At 72.7% G+C, this 22,092-nt stretch carries 17 protein-coding genes; 6 read left to right on the top strand and 11 right to left on the bottom strand.

Features of this window, described 5'->3' with window-relative positions; genetic code table 11:
- The first annotated feature begins 75 nt into the window (after window positions 1-75).
- Together ACGFR9_RS08385 and ACGFR9_RS08380 are read left to right on the top strand one after the other, a co-directional pair.
- Complete coding sequence (locus ACGFR9_RS08385) at window positions 76-675, top strand: TetR/AcrR family transcriptional regulator (RefSeq protein WP_393204193.1); 600 nt, start codon at window positions 76-78, stop codon at window positions 673-675.
- Window positions 672-2,249 carry an FAD-dependent oxidoreductase gene (locus ACGFR9_RS08380; protein WP_393204191.1) on the top strand — a complete coding sequence of 526 codons (1,578 nt, stop codon included), beginning with the start codon at window positions 672-674 and terminating at the stop codon, window positions 2,247-2,249. The genes ACGFR9_RS08385 and ACGFR9_RS08380 overlap by 4 nt, the downstream gene beginning before the upstream one ends.
- Here ACGFR9_RS08380 and ACGFR9_RS08375 read toward each other — a convergent pair.
- Both ACGFR9_RS08375 and ACGFR9_RS08370 read right to left on the bottom strand, forming a co-directional pair.
- The gene (locus tag ACGFR9_RS08375; protein WP_393204189.1) at window positions 2,237-4,288 is read right to left on the bottom strand and encodes a discoidin domain-containing protein; all 2,052 of its coding nucleotides are present in this window, start codon (window positions 4,286-4,288) and stop codon (window positions 2,237-2,239) included. The genes ACGFR9_RS08380 and ACGFR9_RS08375 overlap by 13 nt on opposite strands.
- A gap of 125 nt (window positions 4,289-4,413) precedes the next feature.
- Window positions 4,414-4,764, bottom strand: a complete 351-nt coding sequence (locus tag ACGFR9_RS08370) for a hypothetical protein (protein WP_311642639.1) — start codon at window positions 4,762-4,764, stop codon at window positions 4,414-4,416.
- 95 nt (window positions 4,765-4,859) lie between these two features.
- On the opposite strand from ACGFR9_RS08370, the gene ACGFR9_RS08365 reads away from it, so the two are divergent.
- From ACGFR9_RS08365 to ACGFR9_RS08355, 3 genes are all read left to right on the top strand, one after another.
- The gene (locus ACGFR9_RS08365; protein WP_393204187.1) at window positions 4,860-5,690 is read left to right on the top strand and encodes a PP2C family protein-serine/threonine phosphatase; all 831 of its coding nucleotides are present in this window, start codon (window positions 4,860-4,862) and stop codon (window positions 5,688-5,690) included.
- 51 nt (window positions 5,691-5,741) lie between these two features.
- On the top strand, window positions 5,742-6,737 hold the full coding sequence (locus tag ACGFR9_RS08360) for an MASE1 domain-containing protein (RefSeq protein WP_393204185.1): 996 nt from the start codon (window positions 5,742-5,744) through the stop codon (window positions 6,735-6,737).
- Between the two features lie 191 nt (window positions 6,738-6,928).
- Window positions 6,929-8,344 (top strand): hypothetical protein, encoded by a 1,416-nt coding sequence (locus ACGFR9_RS08355; protein WP_393204183.1) that lies wholly within the window; start codon window positions 6,929-6,931, stop codon window positions 8,342-8,344.
- Window positions 8,345-8,351: 7 nt separating this feature from the next.
- Here the strand turns inward: ACGFR9_RS08355 and ACGFR9_RS08350 are convergent, their stop codons facing one another.
- Both ACGFR9_RS08350 and ACGFR9_RS08345 read right to left on the bottom strand, forming a co-directional pair.
- Window positions 8,352-9,176: a L,D-transpeptidase family protein gene (locus ACGFR9_RS08350; protein ID WP_393204181.1), complete on the bottom strand. Its 825-nt coding sequence runs from the start codon at window positions 9,174-9,176 to the stop codon at window positions 8,352-8,354.
- Between the two features lie 161 nt (window positions 9,177-9,337).
- Window positions 9,338-12,718, bottom strand: a complete 3,381-nt coding sequence (locus ACGFR9_RS08345) for a CARDB domain-containing protein (RefSeq protein ID WP_393204179.1) — start codon at window positions 12,716-12,718, stop codon at window positions 9,338-9,340.
- A 308-nt stretch (window positions 12,719-13,026) separates the two neighbouring features.
- On the opposite strand from ACGFR9_RS08345, the gene ACGFR9_RS08340 reads away from it, so the two are divergent.
- A complete protein-coding gene (locus ACGFR9_RS08340; RefSeq protein WP_393204177.1) occupies window positions 13,027-13,758 on the top strand; it encodes a hypothetical protein in 732 nt (243 codons plus the stop codon).
- 15 nt (window positions 13,759-13,773) lie between these two features.
- Here ACGFR9_RS08340 and ACGFR9_RS08335 read toward each other — a convergent pair whose 3' ends face one another.
- From ACGFR9_RS08335 to ACGFR9_RS08305, 7 genes are all read right to left on the bottom strand, one after another.
- Window positions 13,774-15,669 (bottom strand): DUF2264 domain-containing protein, encoded by a 1,896-nt coding sequence (locus ACGFR9_RS08335; protein WP_393204175.1) that lies wholly within the window; start codon window positions 15,667-15,669, stop codon window positions 13,774-13,776.
- The gene (locus ACGFR9_RS08330) at window positions 15,666-16,679 is read right to left on the bottom strand and encodes a hydroxyacid dehydrogenase (protein ID WP_393204173.1); all 1,014 of its coding nucleotides are present in this window, start codon (window positions 16,677-16,679) and stop codon (window positions 15,666-15,668) included. The genes ACGFR9_RS08335 and ACGFR9_RS08330 overlap by 4 nt, the downstream gene beginning before the upstream one ends.
- 122 nt (window positions 16,680-16,801) lie before the next feature.
- Window positions 16,802-17,902, bottom strand: coding sequence for a substrate-binding domain-containing protein (locus ACGFR9_RS08325; RefSeq protein ID WP_393204171.1), 1,101 nt, complete (start codon window positions 17,900-17,902; stop codon window positions 16,802-16,804).
- A gap of 101 nt (window positions 17,903-18,003) precedes the next feature.
- Complete coding sequence (locus tag ACGFR9_RS08320; RefSeq protein WP_393204169.1) at window positions 18,004-19,347, bottom strand: NAD(P)/FAD-dependent oxidoreductase; 1,344 nt, start codon at window positions 19,345-19,347, stop codon at window positions 18,004-18,006.
- Between the two features lie 108 nt (window positions 19,348-19,455).
- Window positions 19,456-20,253, bottom strand: coding sequence for a transferase (locus ACGFR9_RS08315; RefSeq protein ID WP_393204167.1), 798 nt, complete (start codon window positions 20,251-20,253; stop codon window positions 19,456-19,458).
- On the bottom strand, window positions 20,250-21,515 hold the full coding sequence (locus ACGFR9_RS08310) for a glycosyltransferase family 4 protein (protein ID WP_393204165.1): 1,266 nt from the start codon (window positions 21,513-21,515) through the stop codon (window positions 20,250-20,252). The genes ACGFR9_RS08315 and ACGFR9_RS08310 overlap by 4 nt, the downstream gene beginning before the upstream one ends.
- Window positions 21,516-21,579: 64 nt before the next feature.
- Entirely contained in the window at window positions 21,580-21,981 is a 402-nt protein-coding gene (locus ACGFR9_RS08305; protein ID WP_393204163.1) for a hypothetical protein, read from the bottom strand.
- Window positions 21,982-22,092 lie beyond the last annotated feature (111 nt).

The raw sequence follows: 22,092 nt of genomic DNA, 5'->3' as shown, positions 1-22,092 counted from the left end.
GTCCTCACCGGTCGGTCGGAATGACGGGGCCGCCGGTCTCGACCGGCCACCCCGACGGGCGTTACACTGTGACACATGACGCCCATTCGTCACAACGGTTCGGACAACGACGCGGTGCTCGACGCGGTACGGGACTGTGTCCTGGCCGTCGGGGTCCGGCGCACCACGCTCACCGACATCGCCCGGCGCGCCGGGGTCTCCCGGATGACCCTGTACCGGCGGTGGCCCGATGTACGGTCGCTGGTCGGCGATCTGATGACCCGCGAGTGGATCGCCGTGGCCACCGGCGCCATCCCCGAGCGCGGTCCCGGGATGCCGATGCGCGGTGTGATCACCGAGGGGCTGGTGGCGGCGGTCCGCGCGTTCGGCGCCCACCCGCTCTTCCGGAAGATCCTCGACGTGGACCCCGAACTGCTCCTGCCCTATGTGCTCGACCGCCGCGGAGCGAGCCAGGAGGCCCTGCTGGAGCGGCTCGCCGACTCCCTGCGCGAGGGTCACGCCGACGGCTCGGTGCGCGCCGCTCCTCCCGAACGGCAGGCGCGGGCGGTGCTGTTGATCGCGCAGTCCTTCACGCTGTCCCTGCGGACCATGACCGACGAGGACGACCCCGAACTCACGGCCGAGGCGTTCCTCGGCGAGCTGCGCCACATCCTGGAGAGGACCCTCACCCCATGAACCCCCTCGCCGGCCCGGCCTCCGCCTCGTCCCTGTCCGCCGCCCGCCGGGCGCGGGAACTGGCCGATTCCGTGGGCGGCCCCACGGTGGACGTGCTGGTCGTCGGCCTCGGCGCCACGGGCGCGGGGGTGGCGCTGGACGCCGCCGCGCGCGGGCTGAGCGTGGTCGCCGTCGACGCCCACGACCTGGCGTTCGGCACCTCGAGGTTCAGCAGCAAGCTCATCCACGGCGGGCTGCGCTATCTCGCCTCGGGCCGGCTCGACGTCGCCCACGAGAGCGCGGTGGAGCGCGGGGTGCTGATGGAGCGCACCGCGCCCCATCTCGTGGCGGCCCAGCCGTTCGTACTGCCGCTCACCCCGCTGGTGTCGCGCGGTCGGGCCGCCCTGGCGCGGACCGGGTTCCGGGCCGGGGACACCCTGCGCCTGGCCGCCCGTACGGCGCGGGCCACCCTGCCCCCGCCGCGTCGGCTGTCCGCGGTGGAGACCCGGCATCTCGCCCCCGCCCTGCGGCGCGACGGACTGCGCGGCGGACTGCTGTCCTGGGACGGCCGGCTCACCGACGACGCCCGCCTGGTCACCGCCCTCGCCCGTACGGCGGCGGGGCGCGGCGCGCGCGTCCTGACCAGGGTGCGGGCCCTGGAGCTGGGCCCGACGGGAGCCCGGGTCCGCGACGAACTCACCGGTGAGGAGGGCGGGATCAGCGCCCGCGCGGTGATCAACGCGTGCGGTGTGTGGTCGGGAGGCCTCGTCGACGGGGTCCGGATACGGCCCTCGCGCGGCACCCACCTCGTCCTGCGCCCCGAGAGCCCCGGCCCGCCGGCCGCGGGCCTGCACATCCCGGTCCCCGGGGAGAGCAACCGTTTCGTCCTGGTGCTGCCCCAGGACGACGGCCGGGTCTACGTCGGCCTCACCGACGAACCCGTGGACGGGGACGTCCCCGACGTCCCCCGGGCGCCCGAGACGGACATCGGCTTCCTCCTCGACGTGCTCAACTCCGTTCTGCACGCGCCGGTCCGACGCGCCGACGTCGTCGGCGCGTTCGCCGGACTGCGGCCCCTGCTGGACACCACGCGTCCGGGTACGGCACCGAGGACCGCCGACCTGTCACGACGGCACGCGGTCCTCACCTCCGGCGAGGGCGTCGTCACGGTCGTCGGCGGCAAACTCACCACGTACCGGCGGATGGCCGAGGACGCGGTCGACACCGCCGTACGCCTGCGGGGCCTGCCGGCCGGGCCGTCCGTCACCGCTTCGCTGCCGCTGGTGGGCGCCGCGCCGCCGCACGTCCTGGCCGACCTGCCCGCGCCCCGCCGGCTCGTCGTGCGTTACGGCACCGAGGCACCGGCGGTGCACGCGCTCGGCGTGCGGGACCCGCGGCTGGGCGAGCCGGTGCTGCCCGGATACCCGGTCACCGCCGCCGAGCTGGTGTGGGCCCTGCGGCACGAGGGCGCGCTCGACGAGGAGGACGTCCTCGACCGCCGTACCCGGATCGGGCTCGTCCCCGCCGACCGGGAGACGGCCCTGGCGACGGTCCGCACGGCGGTCGAGGCCCACGGGTCCGGTCACCGGCCCTGAACGCCCACCTCCCGGAGCGAGTAGCCCCACTCGGTGCCCCGGTCCGTGAACCGCACGCGCAGATGGCGGGCCGGTGAGGGCGTGAACGTGGCCGTGTCCAGGCCGCCGTCGCCGGAGGTGGTGGACCAGACCGTACGCCAGTCGACGCCGTCGGTGGAGAGCTCGACGCGGTACGCCGTGCCGTACGCGCGCTCCCAGTCCAGCGTGACCCGTCCGACCTGGTGGGTGGCGCCGAGGTCGAGGCGCAGCCACTGGTCGTCGCTCCAGTCGCTGGCCCAGCGGGTGCCCCGGTCGCCGTCCACGGCCCGGCCGGGCGCGTAGCTGGTGAACGGGTTCCACTCCGCCGAACTCGCCGTCGCCGTCGCGCCGTCGGCGAGGTTCGCCCCGGCCCGGTGCTGTTCGGAGGCGCCCCAGGTGTCGAGGTAGGACTCGGCGCCCTTGAAGAGGTCGTCCACCACGTGCTGTCCGCCGACGCGCCGGATGTCCTCGATCCAGTCGGGGACGAGTCCGTAGTGCGCCGCCCCGTCGGTGTTCAGGTCCCAGGCGCGTTCGCCGGCGGTCTGCCGGTCGAGGACGGAGCCGCCGTCGACACTGCGGAAGGGGTACGTTACGGCGTTCGGGGCGTCCGCGCCGCGCGGGGCGGGCCAGCCGCCGACGCCGTTCATGTCGGTGCCGTAGCCGTAGCCCACGCCGTACTCGTCGCGCAGCGCCCCGGTGCGGTCGGCCTCGTCGACGAAGTCCTCCGAGCCGTGCATGTACTGGGCTACGAACCCGCCGAGGCCGTAGACCCGCTCGGTCCAGTCGAGGTCCATCCAGCTGTGCGACGAGAGCACTCCGGGATACGACGCGGACTCGAAGATGTCGAGCACACGGCCGGTGGCCTTGACGCTCATGTGGTCGATCTCGAGCATCATGTTGCGTTCCATCATGCCGCGTACGGCGTACTCGCCGAGCTCGGTGAGCCCGCGGACATTGCACCGCGCGTCCTCGTCGTACGAGGGCACCTCGACGCCCGCCGGGAGTTCCTTCTCGGCGCCTGGCGCGGCGGCGAGGCCGATGGGGTTGTCGGCCTGCGGCCCGGCGCACTTCTCGGTCTGCCAGAAGGTGCCGGTGGACAGGAACTGGCCGACGTTGATGGCGGTGCCGAGGGCGCCCTCGTCGAAGCGCACGCCGCACAGCGCGTTGTCGAACTTGTGACACAGGAACATGCTGCGCACGCCGAGGGCGTACAGCTCGTCCAGCCCCGCGTCGATGTCGCCCCTGTCGCACTGGGCGATGTCCAGGACCTGCTTGCACCCGAAGGGTTCGGAGGTCTCGACGCCGAGGACGACCGCGAGCTTGCCCTGGGCGATGACATCACGGGCCTGGGCACTGTCGGTGACGATCCGGAACCAGCCCTTTCCCGGTCCGCCGTACATGCCGTCGATGTACGCCTGCATGTCGTACGTCAGTTTCGCCTGCAGCCGGATGGACGTCATCTCGTCGCAGCCGCGGTCCTTGAAGAAGTACACGGAGCAGATCACGCCGTTGGTCACGAGGTCGTTGACGAGCACCCGCTGGCCGCCGCGCCAGGCGCGCTCGATCCAGGCGTAGTAGTTCTGCTGGTGGGTCAGGGAGTCGTGCGCGGGCCAGTCCTCGAAGGTGGGCCAGCCGACCGGGTCGTGCCTGCCGTCGCCGCCGTTGGTGATGAAGTCGAAGAGGGCGAGGGAGCCGTCGGGGTAGTGCTCGGGGCAGTCCCTGAGCGCGTCGGCGATCCCCTTCGTGGAGAACGCCTTGCCGCAGATCAGCCGCCCGCCGAACGCCTCGTTGGCCATGATGTGGTTGTGCGCGTCGACGAACCCGCGTACCTCGCCGCCGGCGTTCGTGCCCTTGAACGGCTCCCCGGTGACATCGACCCCGGAGTCCGGCGCGGGGCGGGCGACGGGGTCCCACCAGTCGCCGCCGGCGGCGGAGCTGGGCGTGGGGCCGAGGGCCGCGGCCAGCACGAGGAGGAGCAGCGTGACGACGGCGGTGTGGCGCCGTCCGCGATACGTGGGCATGGACGCACGTCCCTCCGTCGACGGAGCTTGTCATGACCGGCGCAAGATATGGCCAGAGGATGGCTACTCACGCGTACGGAGTCAAGAGCACGCGCACCGACGGTTCGCTTCGCCCGGCCGCGGGGCTACCGCTCGCCGCCCTTCTCGTAGTGCAGCGAGATGGAGCGGAGCACGTCGGCGGAGGAGACGTCGGTGCGGCCCTCGTCGTGGATCTCGGCGAGCTGGACGAAGGCGAAGGTGAGGGCGGAGGCGATCTGCACGATGGCGGGGCCCAGCTTCTCGGTGACGATGTCCGCCACCTCGCGCGCGCTCGCGTCGGCCGGCAGCTGGATCCTGGGCAGCATCTCCTCCAGCAGCTGCGCGACGGCTCCGCTGCGCCCCACGTCGGCGTCCGGGTCCGCCCGCAGTCGCCGCCGCATCTCCAGGGCCTCGGTGAGGATGCCGACGCTCCGCTGCATGATCTCCCGCTGCTCCATGACCACAGCCTAGACATGGACTGGCCCGCCCGAACCGGTTCCGACTATCATCCTTTTCATATGTAAATGCGAGCTCTGTCCCGAGTGAGTGATCCATGTCCCGCACCGGCGCCACGGACGACGGCGACGAGCTGCTGATCAGGCTCGGGACGCTGACCGCGCAGGCGCGCGCACAGGCGGAGGTGCAGCGCTCCCGGGTCGAACTGGCCATCGCCCTCCAGCGCGGGATGCTGCCGCGCGGACTGCCGGTCGCCGAGGGCGTGCGGCTGGCCGTGCGGTACGCCCCCGCGTACCAGGGGCTCAATGTCGGCGGGGACTGGTACGACGCGTTCACCATGGCCGACGGCCGTATCGGACTGTCGATCGGCGACGTCCAGGGGCACAACATCGAGGCGGCCGCCTTCATGGGGCAGGTCCGGGTCGGGCTGCGGGCGCTCGCCTCCGTCGACAGCGATCCGGGCGAGCTGCTCGCCCGGACCAATGAACTGCTGCTGTCCCTGAGCTCGGACCTCTTCGCCACCTGCACCTTCATGCGGCTCGATCCGGCCACCCGGGTGCTGGAGAGCGCGCGGGCCGGGCATCTGCCGTGCGTCTGGGCCACGGCGGACGGCCGCTCGGGCGTGAGCGACGACGAGGGCGGCCCTCCGCTGGGGATCCAGCCCGGGACCGACTACCCCGTCACCCGCTACCGGCTCGACCAGGGCGGGGTGTTCGTGCTGCTCACCGACGGGGTCGTGGAGGGGCCCTCCCTGCATCTCGACGAGGGACTCGAGCAGGTGGCGCGGCTCGCGGGCGTCGCGGCGGTCGCCCGCCTCGACATGGACGCGCTCGCCGCCGCCGTGATCAAGCAGGCGGAGCGGGGGGGGCACGAGGACGACGCGGCCGTCCTGGTGATCGGGCACGACGGACCGGCCTTTCAGCCATAGGGCCGCAGGCCCGCGCCTCTCACCTCGCCGACGCGGCGGCCCCGGTGTCTGATGGCGAGTGTGGTGGGCCGCGAGGATCTTCGTACACCGGCCGTCTTCGTGCTGGAGACACTGGCCGTCGCCGGCTGCTATTACGCGGGCGGACGGCTGGGGCTGCTGCGCGAACTCCGGGTCGGCGGCTCGGTCGTCTCACCCGTCTGGCCGCCGACGGGAGTGGCCGTCGCCTGCCTCCTCGTCCTCGGGCTGCGCTGCTGGGCCGGTATCGCCCTCGGTGCCCTGCTGGTCCTGCTCCACCTCACCACGCTGCGGCTGTCCTCGCTCGGCGTCCTCGTCGGCAACACCGCCGCGCCGGTGGTCGGGTACCTGCTGCTGCGCAGGGTGGGTCTCCGCATGGATCTCACCCGATTACGCGACTGTCTCTCCCTGGTGTTCCTCGGCGGGTTCGCGGCCATGCTGATCAGCTCGACCGCGGGCGCCGTGATGCTCCTCGCCACGGGCGACCTCCCGGCGGGGGACTTCTGGCTGGTGTGGCTCGCGTGGTGGGTGGGTGACGCGATGGGGGTGCTGCTCGTCACCCCGATGCTGCTCGTGCTGTACCGGGCGCGGGCGCCGGTGCCCTGGTCGCGGTGGGCGGAGGTGGTGGTGCTGGCGGCGATCGCGGCGGGGCTCGTACCGCTGGCGACGCACAGCCGGGGCAGTCTGCTGTTCGTCATCTACCCGCTGCTGATCTGGGCGGCGCTGCGGTTCCAGCTGGCGGGGAGCATGGTGTGCGCGCTGTTCGCGTCCGTCATGGCGACGGTCGCGGCGACGGACCGGGAGGGGCCGTTCCAGGATCTCAGCGAGGTGCAGGTGCTGAGCAATCTGCAGGTGTTCAACGGGGCGTTGGCGTTGACGGCGTTGCTGTTGTCGGCGGTGATCACGGAGCAGCGGAATACCCGGCGGTCGGTGGAGCGGGCGTGTCAGGAGCTGGTGGAGGTGCTGGAGCACTTGACGGCGGGGGAGGCGGGGGGCCGCCCGCCTCCCCCGCCGCCGCGGGAGGGTGACTGATTCTTTTCCTCGTCCCCGCCGCCCCTTCCCGTCCCGACACCGGGGCTCCGCCCCGGACCCCGCTCCTCAAACGCCGGAGGGGCTGGAAGCCAGCCCCTCCGGCGTTTGAGGCCCCCGGGGGGGGCGAACACTATGAACGTAAAACGTGAGGCCATAGCCCCGACGGAGTCGGGTTTCTAGCATCGCCGGTCATGAACCGATCACGTCACACGGTGAGTCTCGGGCTCGCCGGCGCCGCCCTCCTCGCCCTCACCCAGGCACCCGCCGCCCACGCCGCGGACACGGCGCCCGCCCCCGTCACCTGCCCCACCCCCCTCGCCGAGAAGGCGGCCTGCTACACCGGCCAGGACGACAACGGCGCCTACTACGCGATAGCGATCCCCCACCGCTGGAACCACAAGCTCGTCGTCCACTCCCACGGCGGCCCCGACCTCGGCGACGAGTCCGACCCCGAGCGCAGCGTCGGGGATCTGGAGCGCTGGCAGGTCATGGTGGACCAGGGCTACGCCTGGGCCGGTTCGTCGTACCGCCGTGGCGGCTACGGCACCCGGATGGCCGCGACCGACACCGAGAACCTCCGCCGTCTGTTCACCGAGGAGTTCGGAAGTCCGCGGCGGACGTACCTCCACGGCCAGTCGTGGGGTGGCGACGTGGCCGCCAAGACCATCGAGATGTACGGCGGCGCGCACGGCCCCTACGACGGCGCGCTGCTCACCAACGGCGTCCTCGGCGGCGGCTCCCGCGGCTACGACTACCGGGTCGATCTGCGCGTCGTCTACCAGTACTACTGTCAGAACCTGCCGCGCCCGAGCGAGCCGCAGTACCCGCTGTGGCAGGGGCTGCGTCCCACGTCGACGCTGACGACGACCGGGATGCGCGCCCGGCTGCGGGAGTGCACCGGCTACGATCTCCCGCCCGTGGAGCGCACGGCGCTGCAGCAGCGCAACCTGGACGACATCCTCGCCGTCACCAAGGTGCCCGAGCGGACGCTGGAGTCGCATCTGCGCTTCTCCGTCTTCACGTTCCGGGACATCGTGCACAAGCGGCTGGACGACCGTAACCCGTTCACCAACGTCGGTGTGCGGTACTCCGGTTCGCACGACGACAAGGCGCTGAACGCGGGCGTGGAACGCTTCACCGCCGATCCGACGGCCGAGCGCGATCTGTCGTACGACAGTGACCTCACCGGCAAGGTGAGGATCCCGGTGCTCACGCTGCACGCCATCGACGACCCGACCGCGTTCGTCGAGCACGAGGCGGCCTACCGGGACACCCTCGCCGGCGCGCACCGGGACCGGCATCTGGTGCAGACGTTCACCGACGAGCACGAGCACAGCGGGCTGAGCACGTCCGAGTACGCCAACTCGATCACGGCGCTGGACCGTTGGGTGCGCGGCGGCGACAAGCCGACCCCGCGGTCGGTCGCGGCGTCCTGCGCGGCCTTCGACCGCACGTACGGCACCGGCTGCTTCTACGAACCGGACTTCCGGCCGTCCTCCTACGCCTCGCGTGTCGAACCGCGCCCGGGCGGCAGCACGTGGCCGGCGATGACGGCCGCGCAGGAGAAGGCCTGGAGCCGTGTCGACGGGGTCGGCATCGCTCCCTGAGGCCGTGTCACTCGCGCAGGGAGGCGGCGTCGCCCATGACGATCACGGGATGCCGGCCGGGGTCGAGGGTGCGCAGGAGCTCCCTCATATGGGTCTCCGAGAGGCTGACGCAGCCCTGGGTGGGCCCTCCGTGGTCGACGTGCAGCCAGATGCCGCCACCCCGGTCGGCGCCGAGCGGACGGGTCAGATCCAGCGGGGAGGTGCCCGGCTCACGGTTGTAGTCGATGGCGACGACGTAGTCGAAGGAGCCTTCCAGCGGTTCGCCCTCGAAACCGGTGCCGCCGACGGCGAACCCGTCGGACCTGTCGTACGGCAGCCGGCTGCCGGGATCGGGCAGCAGCCCCCCGGCGTCGGTGAGGGTGAACACGCCGACGGGTGAACGCAGGTCGCCAGCCCAGTGGTCGTCGGTCCAGCCCCTGAGGGCGTTGTGCGCGGGCCACTTTGGACCGCTCTCCCACCCGGTCCCGGTGTGCCGGTACAGCACGACCCGGGAACGGTTGGCGTCCTCGCCGACGCCGGTGACGACGACCACCTGGCGGGCGTTCGCCGGAATCCACGCGCGGGTGCGGGGGCCGAGGCCGGGAATCCGGGCGGGCGATGCCGGCGTTCCGGTGCCGGCCCGGCCCTGCGCGGTGTTGCCGGTGCCGGGCGCGGTGCCCGCGGTGCCCGGCGCGGTGCCCGGCGCCCCGGCCGTCGGGGCGCCCCCCGTCGTGGTGGTGCCGGTGCCCGCCGCGCATCCGCTGAGCGCCGCCAGCAGGACGAGGACGAGGACGACGGCACGGTACGGAGCGGGGTGGCGCGGGCGGGGCGGGCAGTCGATCGATGAAGCCATGTCCTCAGCGTGACTTCGACTTCCCGCAAACGCGTCAGCTCTCCGCGCGAGTCCGCCGAAGTCCCCCATCTGCGCCGCTCCCGACACGCGCGGGACGGGGTCCGTAGGGGCGACGGGCCCGCACCCCGGATGGAGTACGGGCCCGCCGGACGGAGCCCGCTCTAGCGGTTGATCACGAACTGCGAGCCGGGTTCGATCAGTACGTCCCCTTGGGCCGAACCGGTGATGGTGACGTCCGTCAGGGTGGCGCTGCCACGGGCGCCGCTCATGGCGAGGACGCCGGACCCGTTGTTGGACTTTTCGATGGTGACGTCGCTGATCCGGACGTCCGGCACCACTCCCCCGCCGGTCTTGAACTGGATGCCGTCGTAGGTGGAGTCGTGGATGTCGGTGTCCCGGATGACCACGCCGGGGATGTCCGGCCCCTGCGCGAACAGGGTGATGGCGCCGAACTCCTGGTCCTCGTTCCAGAAGGCGCCGCCGGTGCGGTACAGGCCGTTGTTGGCGATGAGGGTCTGTCCGGAGAAGGGCAGTGGGTCGTGGTCGGTCGCCAGCATGATGCCGGGGTAGTTCATCGTGTCGTGGATCAGGTTGTTCTCGATGGTGTTGCCGTAGCCGCCGTAGACGGCGATTCCGTTGGCACGCCAGGGCAGTTGGACGGTGTTGTTGCGGAAGTGGTTGTCGTGGCCGATGTCGGTCGAGGTGTTCTTGACGTACTTGCTCGCCCACACCGCCAGCGCGTCGTCGCCGGTGTTGCGCAGTGACGAGTTCTCCACCGAGGAATTGCGGGTACCGTTGGCGAAGTTGACGCCGTCGGCGTAGGTGTCGCGGATCCGCATACCGGTGAACTCCAGTCCGTCGGCCGGGTTCCACAGCTCGGGGATGTTGCTGTAGTCGCGGCCCACCCAGACGCCTACGTTGGCGTGCTCGATCCACACGTTGCTGATTGCGGTGTTCTTGCCGAACCGGCCGTTGAGGCCGACCCCGCCCTCGGCTCCCCCGTCGCCGCCGCGGATGGTGCCCGAGCCGAAGATGGCGATGTCCGAGATCCTGGTGTTGTCGTCGATGTCGAAGCCGAAGTTGCCCTCGTGGGGGTGGTTGATACCGCCCGCCTGGTGCGGCGGTGTCAGCGTGTAGAGCTGGGAGTGCCACATGCCGGCGCCCCGGACGGTGACGTCACGGATGCCGACCTGGTTGTACTGGCCGCGGTTCTGGGGGTCGTCGGTGAGGATCTTCTGCTCCTGGCGCCACTGGCCCGGCGGGATCCACACACAGTCGATCTGCCCGTTCTGGTCGGCGGTCACGGCGCGCTGGAGGGCGTCGGTGTCGTCGATCCCGTCGTTGGGCACGGCGCCGTACTCGGTGATGGAGACACAGCCGGCCGGCTTGCCGGCGGCCGGTGCGACCTGTTCCAGGTCCACCAGGTCGACGATGTGGAAGGCGGCGTTGTCGTCGGCGTCGCGCTGGAGGCGGAAGACGGTGCCCGCCGGGTAGGTCGCGCCGAGCAGCGCGTGGGACTCGTCGAACAGCCGACGGGCGTCGCTCCCCGGGGTGTTGCTGAGTCCCTCGGGGTCGTCGGTGGTGCCGTAGAGCCAGCTGTGCTTGGAGCTGAGGCCGATCTTCTGCACGAACGCGCCGTCGGCGTAGAGGCTGAGGGTGGTCTCGGCGCCGCCGCCTCCGGGGGCGTCGGGGACGGAGTTGCGTACGACGATGGAGTTGGCCGGGTTCGTGGAACTGAACTGGACGTACTGGCCGGTGGAGTCGAGGCGGACCGACTCGCGTCCGGAGGACTCGGTGGCGAAGTTGGTGTGGCCGAAGGTGCGTTCGGCGTCGGCGGTGAGGAGGGTGCCCCGGTAGCCGCCGTCCTCCGCCTCGTACTCGGTGTACGGCACGGCGGCGCCGCGTCCGACGACGATCGAGCGGGTGAGGATGTTGTTGTTCTCGTTGGTCTCGTCGACGGTGTCCGTGGCGTCCGCGGTGGCGGTGAGGATGCTCGCGCCGCCGGTGGCGGTCCAGGTGCCGCCGATGGCGACCTCGGCGGTGGCGCCGGCGGCGACGGTCCCGGTGGTGCCGTTGAACGTTCTGCCGCCGACGGCGAGCCGGGTCACGGAGCCGGCGGCCGCCGAGGTGCCCCGGTTGTGCACGGAGACGGTGAAGGACACCGACGCGCCCGTGGCGGGGCTCGCCGGGTCGGTCCCGATGCTGCGGACCTCCAGATCGGGGCCCGGGCTCTGCGCGACGGTGAGCTTGCCCGTCGCGGTGCGGCTGTTGTTGGTGTCGTCCTGTTCGGGGACGGTGTCCGTGGGGTCGACCACGGCGGACACGGTGTAGCTGCCCTGCGCGCGCCTGCCCACGTCCACGGACACGGTCGTGGAGGCGCCCGCGGCGAGCGCGCCGACGGGGGCGCTGCCCGCGACGGTGCCTTCCAGGCTGACGTCGAGGGTGGCGGCGGCGGAGGCGGCCGACCCGGCGTTGCGCACGGTCGCGCGCACGGTGACGGCGTCCGTCTCGGTCGGGGACGCCGGTGTCCAGCCGAGGTCGGAGACGATCAGGTCGGGGTTGGGCGCGGCGGCGCCCATGACCTGCAACTCGGCCACCTGGGCGCCGTATCCGGCGGAGTTGCGGGTGAAGTCCAGCCGCACGTCGGCGTAGCGGCCGGTGACCGGGATGGTGACGGTGTTGCCGCCGGAGCCGGGGTCGAAGGTGTAGTCGGTGCGGGCCTTGAGTGCGGTGAAGTCGCCCGAGGACTGTTCCCTGCCCAGGACTGCGATGCTCTGGGTGCGTTTCGCCCAGGCGGCGTCGGGGTTGAGCTTGACGACGACGGCGCTGAGGTCGGCGTTGGCGCCCAGCCGGACGGTGAGCGCGGCGGGGTGGCCGTTGGACTCCCAGTAGGTGTTCAGCTGCCCGTCGTTGGCGTTGGTCGCCACGAACGAGTGAATTGTGGAGGACGCTTCGATCGGTTTGCCGAGCGACAGGTTGGTGCCGTCGACCGGCGGTTCCCCGGGATCACCGCCGTCGTCACCGCCGTAGACCTCGATCTCGGACAACTGGGCGGCGTTCCAGCCGGTGTTGGCGCTCACCTGGACACGGATGTGGCGTATGCCGCGGGCGGGGAAGCCGACGGTGACCGTGTTGCCGGACTCGGGATCGAAGCGGTGGGCCGCGGAACCGGACAGGCTGGTGAAGGCGGAGCCGTCGGTGCTGCCCTCGACCGTGAGGGTCTGGACGCGGGCCTCCCAGGTGGCGGGCAGTTCGAGGACGACCTCCTCGGCCTCGACGGTGTCGCCGAGGTCGACGCGGATCCACTGCGGGAAGGCGCCCGTCGGCCCTTCCCAGTAACTCAGTTGGCTGCCGTCGGTCACGTGGGCGGCGGGGTAGCCGGCGTGGGAGCCGCCGGCCGTGACGCTCTTGCCGAGCGCCAGATTGGGGCCGCGGGCCGCTGGGGCCGCGGCGCCGGCCGTTCCGGATGGGAGCCCGACGGCGATCAGACCGGCCAGGAGCAGGCCGGTGATCGTCCGTAGGCCGAAACGCTTCCGTCTCATCAAGTCCTCGTTCCACGGCGGGGGTCGGGGCGGACGGCGAACCGGGCAGTCGATGCTTCTGCCATGAACTGCCATGGCCTGGTTCGACTTTTGCGATGTGCAGTTGATTTCTTGCGCGTTCTGCATTGAAGTTTCCGGCTCGCGTCCTGCTTGTCAATGGCATGGACACAACGTCCCTGGGAAACAGAGGCGTGGCTCGCGACGCGCGCGGACGTCAACCGGTGGCCTCGCAGCAGAAACGGTCAACCGCGTGCGGCCGTACCATGGCTGGCCACCGGGGGAACCAACAGACGGAAAGAGGCACCGCCATGTCCGAGAACCCGACCGCAGCCACCGATCTCACGTCGCAGTACTCCGCTCAGGTGGCGGGCGACCTGGAGAGCAACGTCAAGGAGCAGGAGCGGATCACCGCCGAGATCGCGGCGCTGCAGGAGCGGTTGACCGTGCTTCAGCACGATCACACCGTGCTGGTGAACATGCGGCAGGCGCTGGGGCTCACCTCGGTGGCCGCGGAGGCCGTGACGGATCCCGGACCGGATCCGCGGCCGGAGGCCGTGGAGGCGCCCGCGGCCGGCACCGTGCCGGGCGGTACGACCGTGCCGGCACCGCGCGGGAAGAGCGGGACCGAGCCGGCTGCGCGGAGGCCGAAGCGCACGCGGAAGGTGTCGGCGCGCTCCACGTCCGGCAAGGCGGCCGCCGGGAGGCCGGCCACGTCGGACGGTTCCGCGCACAAGCCGTCCGCCGCGAAGGCGCAGCGGCCCAGGACGGAACAGCCGAAGCCGGACGGGCCCAAGCTCGTCGAACTCGTCAGCCGGCACCTGGGTGAGCAGACCGAGCCGCGCTCGGCGGCGGAGATCGCCGGTGCGCTGGAGCAGGCACTCCCCGGGCGTACCGTGAAGACCACGGTCGTGCGCAGCACCCTTGAGGGCCTCGTCGCCCGCAACCGGGCCCAGCGTTCCAAGCAGGGTTCGTCGGTGTTCTACACCGCGCCCGACAGCGCAGGGCAGGCCCCGAAGGCCGAGGAGGCGGCGCGGTCCTGACGCGATGCCGTCCGCTCACCGCTCCGTGTGACGCACCTCCACCGGCTCGAAGGTGATCCTCGTACGGGCCCCGTCGGCCCAGACGGCCTCGACCGCCGCGCCGGCCACCCTGATCTCGTCGACCGCCTCCGGCAGGGGCGCGGTGTCCGCGTCCGCCGTGAGGCACGCCAGGGCGACGTGCACGGAGGTGCCCCCGCACGCGCCGGTGAGGCGCGGAACCTGTGCCCAGCGGGTCCAGGCCGTGCCCTGGGGGGCGCGGACCAGGTCGGCCGCGGGACCGTCCCAGCCGTGGAGGCCGTGCAGGACGGAGGCCAGCGACTCCTCCGGGCCGGTGGCCCAGCCGGTGTGGGTGACACGGGAGCCCTGCGGCGCCCCCACCACCCGGTGCGCCCGCAGTTCGTGGCGGCCGCGTACCACCGTGACGCTCTCCACCCGCAGGCCCGGCACCATGGGCGGGCCACCGGCGAACACCGGCCGGTGCCAGGACGCCGCCCAGCCCCAGCCGTCGCCGTGTCCCGCGCCCAGCGGGTGGATGCGGCGGCGCACACTGCGCCGGCCACCGGTCTCCACCGACAGATGGTTGTCGGCCACGTTGCCGGGTGCGGTGGGGCCGGTGCGCGTGGAGTACGCCTGGCGCCCGTAGTGCGGGTCGTCGTCGGCCGCCGACTCGCCCTCGTGCGGGCGCACATGATCGCTGCCGTGGTTGTGCAGCCGTACGACGCCGTCGCTCCGGGTCGCCTGGACGAGCAGTCCCGGCGCGGGCAGGGCCAGCACGTGGTCGGACTCCTCCACCGGCGCCGGATCCTCGGTGGCCGTCCAGAAGGCGTGGTCCGCGGGCGCGAGCAGAGCGGTGAAGGCCTTCGAGGCCCAGTACGGCGACGCCGGGCCCGAGTAGCACTGCAGGCTCGCCTCGTGGGGGCCGTACCAGCCGAGGCTCAGCAGGCCGTCGGCGGTCAGCGCGCCCCGGTCGAGGAAGTGGCGCAGACTGCCGCTGGCGATACGGCGCGAGGCGCCCGGTGTCAGCGGGGTGTGGCCGGTGACCGCGCCGAGCGAGACGGCCGCCGAGGCGGCGAAGCGGTACGTCAGTGAGCGGCCGAAGTGCAGCGGCGCCCCGTCCCCGCCGAACATCAGGGCGAGGCCCGCCAGATGGGTGCGCAGGCGTGCGCCGTGATGCGCCAGCGCCTCGGCGTCGCCCGCGAGATGGGCGTCGAGAACCGGGTACAGGTGCAGCGCCCAGCCGTTGTAGTGGTCGAAGGCGCGCCCGTCGCCGTCGGCGTACCAGCCCTGGCCCCGGTACCAGCTCTCCAGCAGTTCCGACGCCCGCTGCCGGGCGGCGGCCGTCCCGGCGTCGCCGCGTCCGACGGACTCCAGGAATCCGGCGACCGTGTACGGGAAGAGGTACCAGTTGTTGGGCGCCGGGGTGTGCCGCAGCGAGCCCCGCAGCCACTCCTCCGCGCGGTCCTGCACACCGGGGTCGAGCCGCCGCCACAACCAGGGGGCGGTGAGCCGCAGTCCGAGCGCGACCGACGCCGACTCGACCATGGGCTGGCCCTGGGCTTCGTGGCCGAGGATCAGCGGCCAGGACTCGGTGTCGTCACGGCCGGGTGTGCGGGTACCGGCGGCGAGTCCGCTCGCGTACCGCTCGAGGAGCCCGTGGGGATCCTCGCCGCCGGAGCCCGCGATCCGGAGGGCGGCGGCGAGGAACGTCCTGGCGTAGCCCTCGAGTCCGTCGGAGCGCACCCCCGAGCGGGAGGGGCGTCCCGGCAGGTCCAGCAGCGCGCAGCCGGGGGTGCTCCAGCGCCACGCCGAGGTGAGCAGTCCGTCGGCCACGGCCTCCCAGTGGGCGCGGGTGTATCCGGTACGGGGGCTCGACCGGCGGTCCTCGGCGGGCAGTTCGAAGGGGACACTCATGCCAGGAAGGCCAGCCTCTCGCGTCGTACGGGATGGAGGAAGCCCTCTCCGGATGTCCAGCGCGCGATCTCCGAGAGGGCGAGATCGGCGAGCCGGCGCCACTCGTTGCCCTGGGAGCCGGCGAGGTGGGGGGTGAGGAGCACGTTGTCGCACCGCCACAACGGGTGTTCCGGTGGCAGGACTTCGGGGTCGGTCACATCGAGCACGGCGCGGATCCGGCCGGCCACGGCGGCTTCGGTGATCGCGTCCTGGTCGACGACGGCGCCCCGCGCGGTGTTGATCAGCACGGCGTCGGGGCGCATGCGGCCGATCAGTTCGCCGCTGACCAGTCCACGGGTCTCGGGCAGCAGCGGGGTGTGCACGCTCACGGTGTCGCCGCGCCGGAAGAGCTCCGTCAAGCCCACGCGCTCCACGCCGAGTTCCCTCGCCCCTGCCTCGTCGACGAACGGGTCGTACAGCAGCACGTCGACGTCGTGCGGGCGCAGCAGCCCGATGACGCGGCGGCCGACGAGAGAGGCGGACAGGATACCGATCGTGCGGCGGTGGTTGCCGACCGCGCGGGAGGTGCCCAGCCAGTCCGGGCGGGTGCGGGCGGCCCGGTAGTCGCGCGCGCTCTCCAGGACCCGCTTGCCGGTGAGCAGGATCATCGCGAGGGTGTACTCGGCGACCGGGACGGCGTTGGCCGCGGCGGCGGAGGACACCTCGATGCCGCGTTCCCAGCAGGCGTCGGTGACATGGCCGCGTACGCTGCCCGCGGTGTGCACGACGGCCCGCAGCCGGGGCGCCGCCCGCAGCACCTCCGCGTCCAGGGGCGGGCAGCCCCAGCCGGTGACCAGCAGGTCGACGCCGGCGAGCACACCGCGGGCGCGGGACGTGCCCAGGTCGTCCAGGACCGGGAGCGGTGCGAGGTCGCACAGCGCGGCGAGCGCGGTGAGCGACTCCTCGTCGAGTACGGCGGAGGCGACGTCCGGGGACATGGCCAGCGCGGCGCGCGGGCGTGGGCCGGGCATGGCGCCTCCCGGGGCGTGTGCGTCAGGGCGACACGGCCGACACGGCTGACACGGGAATCCTCGACGCTTCACCGGCAAACGGTCAATAGATCGTTCGGTGGAGGGATGAAACGTTCACACGCTCATATCGGGGCCGCGGTCCGCGCCCTGGTCGATCCGCGCACGCTCAGGGACGGCAGCAGTTCGATCCGGCGCACCGGCCCCCACGCGCCCGGCGACTCGTCGAGACGTCGCAGGAGCAGTTCCGCCGCGACCCGGCCGACCTCGGCCTTGGGCGGGGCCACGGCCGTGAGCGGAGTGGTGCCGAGTGCGGCCACCACGTCGTCGTACGCGACGACCGAGCAGTCCTCCGGCACCCGTACGCCGTTGTCCGCCAGCCGCTGTACGAGCATCAGCGCGTCCACGTCCCCGTGGAGTACGGCCGCCGTGGCCCCCGTCCCGTGCAGCAGCGCGGACAGCTCCGCCGTCTCCTCGGCCGGGTAGGGCCCGTCGTGACCGGCCTCCGGGGCGCACAGCGTCCACGCCCACTTCTCGATCAGCGGATGCGCGTCGGCGATCCGGGCGCAGGCGGCCCGCAGGGTGCGCGCGGTGGGGCTGTCGTCGCGGGTGGCGAAGACGATCCGCCGGTGTCCGAGGCCGGTCAGGTGCTGTACGGCGAGGTGGACACCGTGGGCGTGGTCGGAGCGGACGGAGTCCATCGCGTGCAGCGCGCTGCCCGGCGGGGGCCGCCGCTCCATCAGCACCGCGGGCACGTCCAGCGCGGCGAGGTGGCCGTAGTCGCCCTCCTCATCGGCCCGGGTACGCCAGCGCGGGGCCAGCAGCAGGCCCGCGGCGCCGTCCGCGAGGGCCCGTTCCACCAGTGGCCGCTCGGCGCCGGACGCCCGGGGCGCGATGTGCAGCGCGACGCGCCTGCCGGCCGCCTCGAGCACCGAACGGGCGCCGTGCAGCGACTCGTACAGATAGGCGTGCCGCTCCGGTACGACGACGGCGACCGCCCCGCCGTCCGGTGCCGGGGCCGCCGGCAGGCCCTGGGCGGCGAGGGCGGAGCGCACGACACCGTGGCCGCGCCGCAGCCGGCCCTCGCGGGCCAGTTCCTCCACGTCCCGGCGCACCGTCACCACCGACACCTGGAGTTCGGCCGCGAGGTCGCTCACCCGCGCCGAACCCCGGGACTCGACGGCCGCCAGGATCCGCTGTCTCCTCGGGCCGACCGGCTCCCGCATGAGGCCCTCCCCCGTACCCGGATGTTCGTTTGAACGATGCGGGGCATCATAACGATCGGCCGGGACGGCACCATGGTTCGGACGGGCACCCGAGGGGGCGGTCAGGCGGCGCGGTCGGCCTGCCCGCCCCGCGGAGCCGCCCCCGCCAGGAAGGCGTCGCGCGGGTGCTGGACGGAGGCCAGGGAGACGAGGTCGCGGCCGAAGAGGGCGGCGGTCAGCCAGACCGCGAGGACGCGGATCTTCCGCTCCCAGGTGGGGACCGCCAGCACGTGGTAGCCCCGGTGCATCAGCCACGCCGGAAAGCCCTTGACGACGATGCCCCGGAACTCGAAGACGCCCCGGCCCAGTCCCAGCGTGGCCACCACACCGAGACTGCCGTGCCGGTACGGCCGCGGCCGGTGTCCCCGCAGATCGGCCACGAGGTTCTTCGCCAGCCGCTTGCCCTGCCGCACCGCGTGCTGGGCGTTCGGCACCGTCCGCGCACCCGGCACGTCCGACGCCAGGTCGGGCACCGCCGCGTCGTCACCGGCCGCCCACACGTCCGGCACCGGCGCCTCGTCCGTGCCGGCCCGCAGATCGGGCCGCACCACCAGCAGCCCCCGCTCGTCGACGGGCAGATCGGAGTGGTTGTGCACCACGGGGTTGGAGGCGTTGCCGGCGGTCCACACGATCAGCTCCGAGTCGTACTCCTCTCCGCTGGACAGCACCACGTGCCCGTCCACCGCCGAGAGGAGCCGGGTGTTCAGATGCACCCGCGCACCGCGCCGCTCCAGTTCCCGCACGACCCACGCGCCGGGCCGGTCCGTGACCTCGGGCAGGATCCGCTCGCGTGCCTCGACCAGGTGGAACGAGAGGTCGTCCAAGCCCAGTTCGGGGTAGCGGTCGAGCATCGCGGTGGCCAGGGAGAGCAGTTCGCCGAAGCCCTCTACCCCGGAGAAGCCGCCGCCGACGAAGGTGACGGTGAGCAGCTTGCGCCGGCCGGGGGCGCCGGCGGGCAGGGAGGCCGCCTGGTCGAACGCGGTCAGCAGCCGGTCCCGTACGGCGACCGCCTCCTCCACGTGCTTGAGGCCGATGGCCTGCCGGTCCAGTCCCGGCACGGGGAACGTCCGGGTGACCGCGCCCGCGGTCACCACCAGGACGTCGTAGCCCAGTTCGTACTCGTCCCCGCGCGCCGACCGGACGGTCACGGTGCGGTCGGCGTGGCGGATGCCGGTCACCGAACCGGCGACGAGGCGGGTGCGGCGCAGATGCCGGCGCAGGGACACCGCCGCGTGCCGCGCCTCGACGGAACCGGCCGTGACCTCCGGCAGGAACGGCTGGTACGTCATGTAGGGACGGGGGTCGACGACCGTGACCCGCGCCTCGCCCCTGCGCAGTGTCTTCTCCAGGCCCCACGCGGTGTAGAAGCCCGCGTAGCCGCCACCGACGATCAGGATCTCTCGCATGGTGTCCTCTGTTCCTCGTCCGTCACCATGACGACCGGGCAGGGCACCGGAATGTGACATGTGCGGGACGCCCGCGCGTGTGCGTCCCGTCACGGCGGCCGGGGCGGCTCAGTCGGCGGCGGTCACCTCGACGGCGAGGTCGTTGTCGATCGTGTAGTAGGGGCGTACCACGCGACCGTCCACCGTGACCCGCGGTAGGACGAACACGCCTTTGCGGTCGGCCAGGTCGTCGAGGAGCCTGGCGACCCTGACCGGCCGGGCGCCGGCGGCGGGCCGGACGAAGACGTTCCAGACACGGCCGACGGCGGCCGTGAGGTCCGCGCAGGCGACGGTGAAGGAGAGGCCGCCGTCCTCAGCGGTCCGCGCCGGGTAGCCGCGGACGGTGTCCTTGTCGCCTCGCAACCGCAGCACCGCCTCGGCCCCCGCGCCGGGTTCCGCGCCGTGCAGGCGGACGCGGACCGTCATCGTCGCGCCGTCGACGCCGACGGGGCCCGCCTCCGCGAGCGCGGGGCGCAGCCAGGTCCGTATCGCGAGGAAGCCGTCCAGGGTGGCGTACGGCACCCGGACCGTGACCGGTGACGGCCGCTCACGCGTGCCTCCGCCGACGAGCGTCCGCAGGTCCCGCAGGCCGGGGAGCAGGCGCTCGCGCGCGTCGTCCGGGCCGGACAGCAGATAGGCGTCCCAGCGGCCTTCCGCGAGCCGGGGCAGCGGTTCCAGTACGGCGCGGAACTCGCCCTCGTCGCCGTGGGGTTCGAGGTCGAGGGTGTGGGTGGACTCCTCGGGCCGGCCCTTCTTGGGGCGCAGCACCAGCAGCAGCCGGGACGGCGCGGCCGTCGGGGGGCGCAGACGGAAGGTGATCCGGCCGTCGGCGTCGACGGAGCAGTGGGTGCGCGCAGCCGTGCTCATCGGCGTGCCTTCCGTAGGGTGCGCAGCGCACGCGACGCGGCGACATGGGCGAGGTCGCGGGTGGCGTGGCCCCGGCTGACGAGGGTGTGGTGCGCTCCGGTGCGTTCCGGTGTGCCGCGCCGTGCGCCGTTGCGGACGTCGACCGCCTCCTGGAGCAGGCGTTCGGCCTGGGCGACGACCGGGCCGGGGGCGAACCGTTCGGCGTTGGTGAGGGCCGCCCGGCCCATGCGGCGGCGGCGCTCGTCGTCGCGGACCAGGCCGAGGAGGGCGGTGCCGAAGGCGGCGGTGTCCCCGACCGGCACCAGACAGCCGTCCTCGCCGTCCCTGATGATCTCGCCGGGTCCGTAGGGGCAGTCGGTGCTGACGACGGGCAGTCCGCAGCGCATCGCCTCGACGAGGGTCATGCCGAAGGGCTCGTAGTCGGACGCGGCGGCGCCGATCGAGCCCTTCACCCACTCGGCCTCCATGGGGGTCACGGCGCCCATGAGGAAGACGTTGTTCCACAGGCCGAGCGTCTCGATCAGGGCGCGCAGCCGGCCGCGTTCCTCGCCCCTGCCGTAGATGCGCAGCTGCCAGTCGGGGAACTCGGCGGCGACCCGGGCGAACGCCTCGATGATCAGGTCGTAGCGTTTCACCGGGACCAGCCGGCCGGCCGCGACCACGACCTTGCCGGTGCCGTCGGCGGCGGGGAGTACCGGGGTGGGGACGCTGTTCGGCAGTGCCTCGACCCGTACGCCGGGCAGGCGCGTCTTGCGCCGGTAGGAGGCGGCGTCGGCCTCCGTGACGGTGGTCAGCACGTCGAGCCCGCGGTAGGCGCGGCGCAGGGCGGTGCGCAGGGCGGGCGGATGATGGTCCAGGGTGAGGTGCTCCTGGCCGACGCGTGCGACATGCTCCGGGGCCTGGAGGGCGAGGTGCACGTTGAGCCCCGGCCGGGTGCCGACGACGACGTCGGCGTCGATGTCCGCCAGACAGGCGGCGATCCGCTCGTCGGTCAGCTCGCTGTACTGATGGTGGCGGTACTCCGCGGCGGGGAACACCCTGGCCGGTCTGCCGTGCAGCGGGTGGTCCTTCTCCCGCCGCAGATCCACCAGCGCCCGCAGCCGCACTCCGGGGTGCGCGGTGAGATGGGGGTGTTCGCGGTGCCGTAACACCGAGACGATCTCCACGTCGTGCCGTTCGGCCAGGGCGGCCGCCAGGTTGAACGTGGTGGCGATCGTGCCTCCGATCCCATAGGCGTTGTGGATCAGGAAAGAGATCTTCATAGCGGTCCAGACCGTAAAACACGTTCAGGAGTTGTCCGCTGTTATCACTTCGTGGCCGCGATGATCACTGCTGTTGGACTTCCGGGGGCATGGGCCGGATCCGCATACCGGGGCGGCGGCGGTGGACGGTGAGGTAGGTCAGTCCCTCGGGTCCTGCGTCGAGGCTCCGGGTGGAGCCGTGCGGGAGCCAGGTCAGGGTGCCCTGACGGAGTGTCTGCGGGCCGTCGGGGGCGGTGAGTGTGCCGTGGCCGGCGAGGACCAGGAGCAGGACGTCGAGGTCGGGCTCGCGGTGGGTGCCGACCCGCTGCCCCGGCGGGACGCGTACGACGTTGGCGTCGAGCTGCCGGCCCGGTTCGGCGAGCCGCCACAGGGCGCCGGCGGACGCGTCGTCCAGGGCGGCGAGTGCGGCCGTGTCGCACAGGGCCTTCGGCAGGGGCACGTCGTCGCCGTCTGCTGACGTCGTCATGGGGTGTCACCGTCCCGGATGTGCGGAGCCTCTTCCAAATGCGAATCTAGCATGCGGATTTGGGCGGCTCATGCTCCGCAGCTGCTCGCCGGGGGCGAACGCCACCCAGTC

The organism is Streptomyces sp. NPDC048584 (assembly GCF_043199595.1).
GTDB classification, from domain to species: Bacteria; Actinomycetota; Actinomycetes; order Streptomycetales; family Streptomycetaceae; genus Streptomyces; species Streptomyces edwardsiae.
This window is presented reverse-complemented; position numbering and strand designations above follow the sequence as displayed.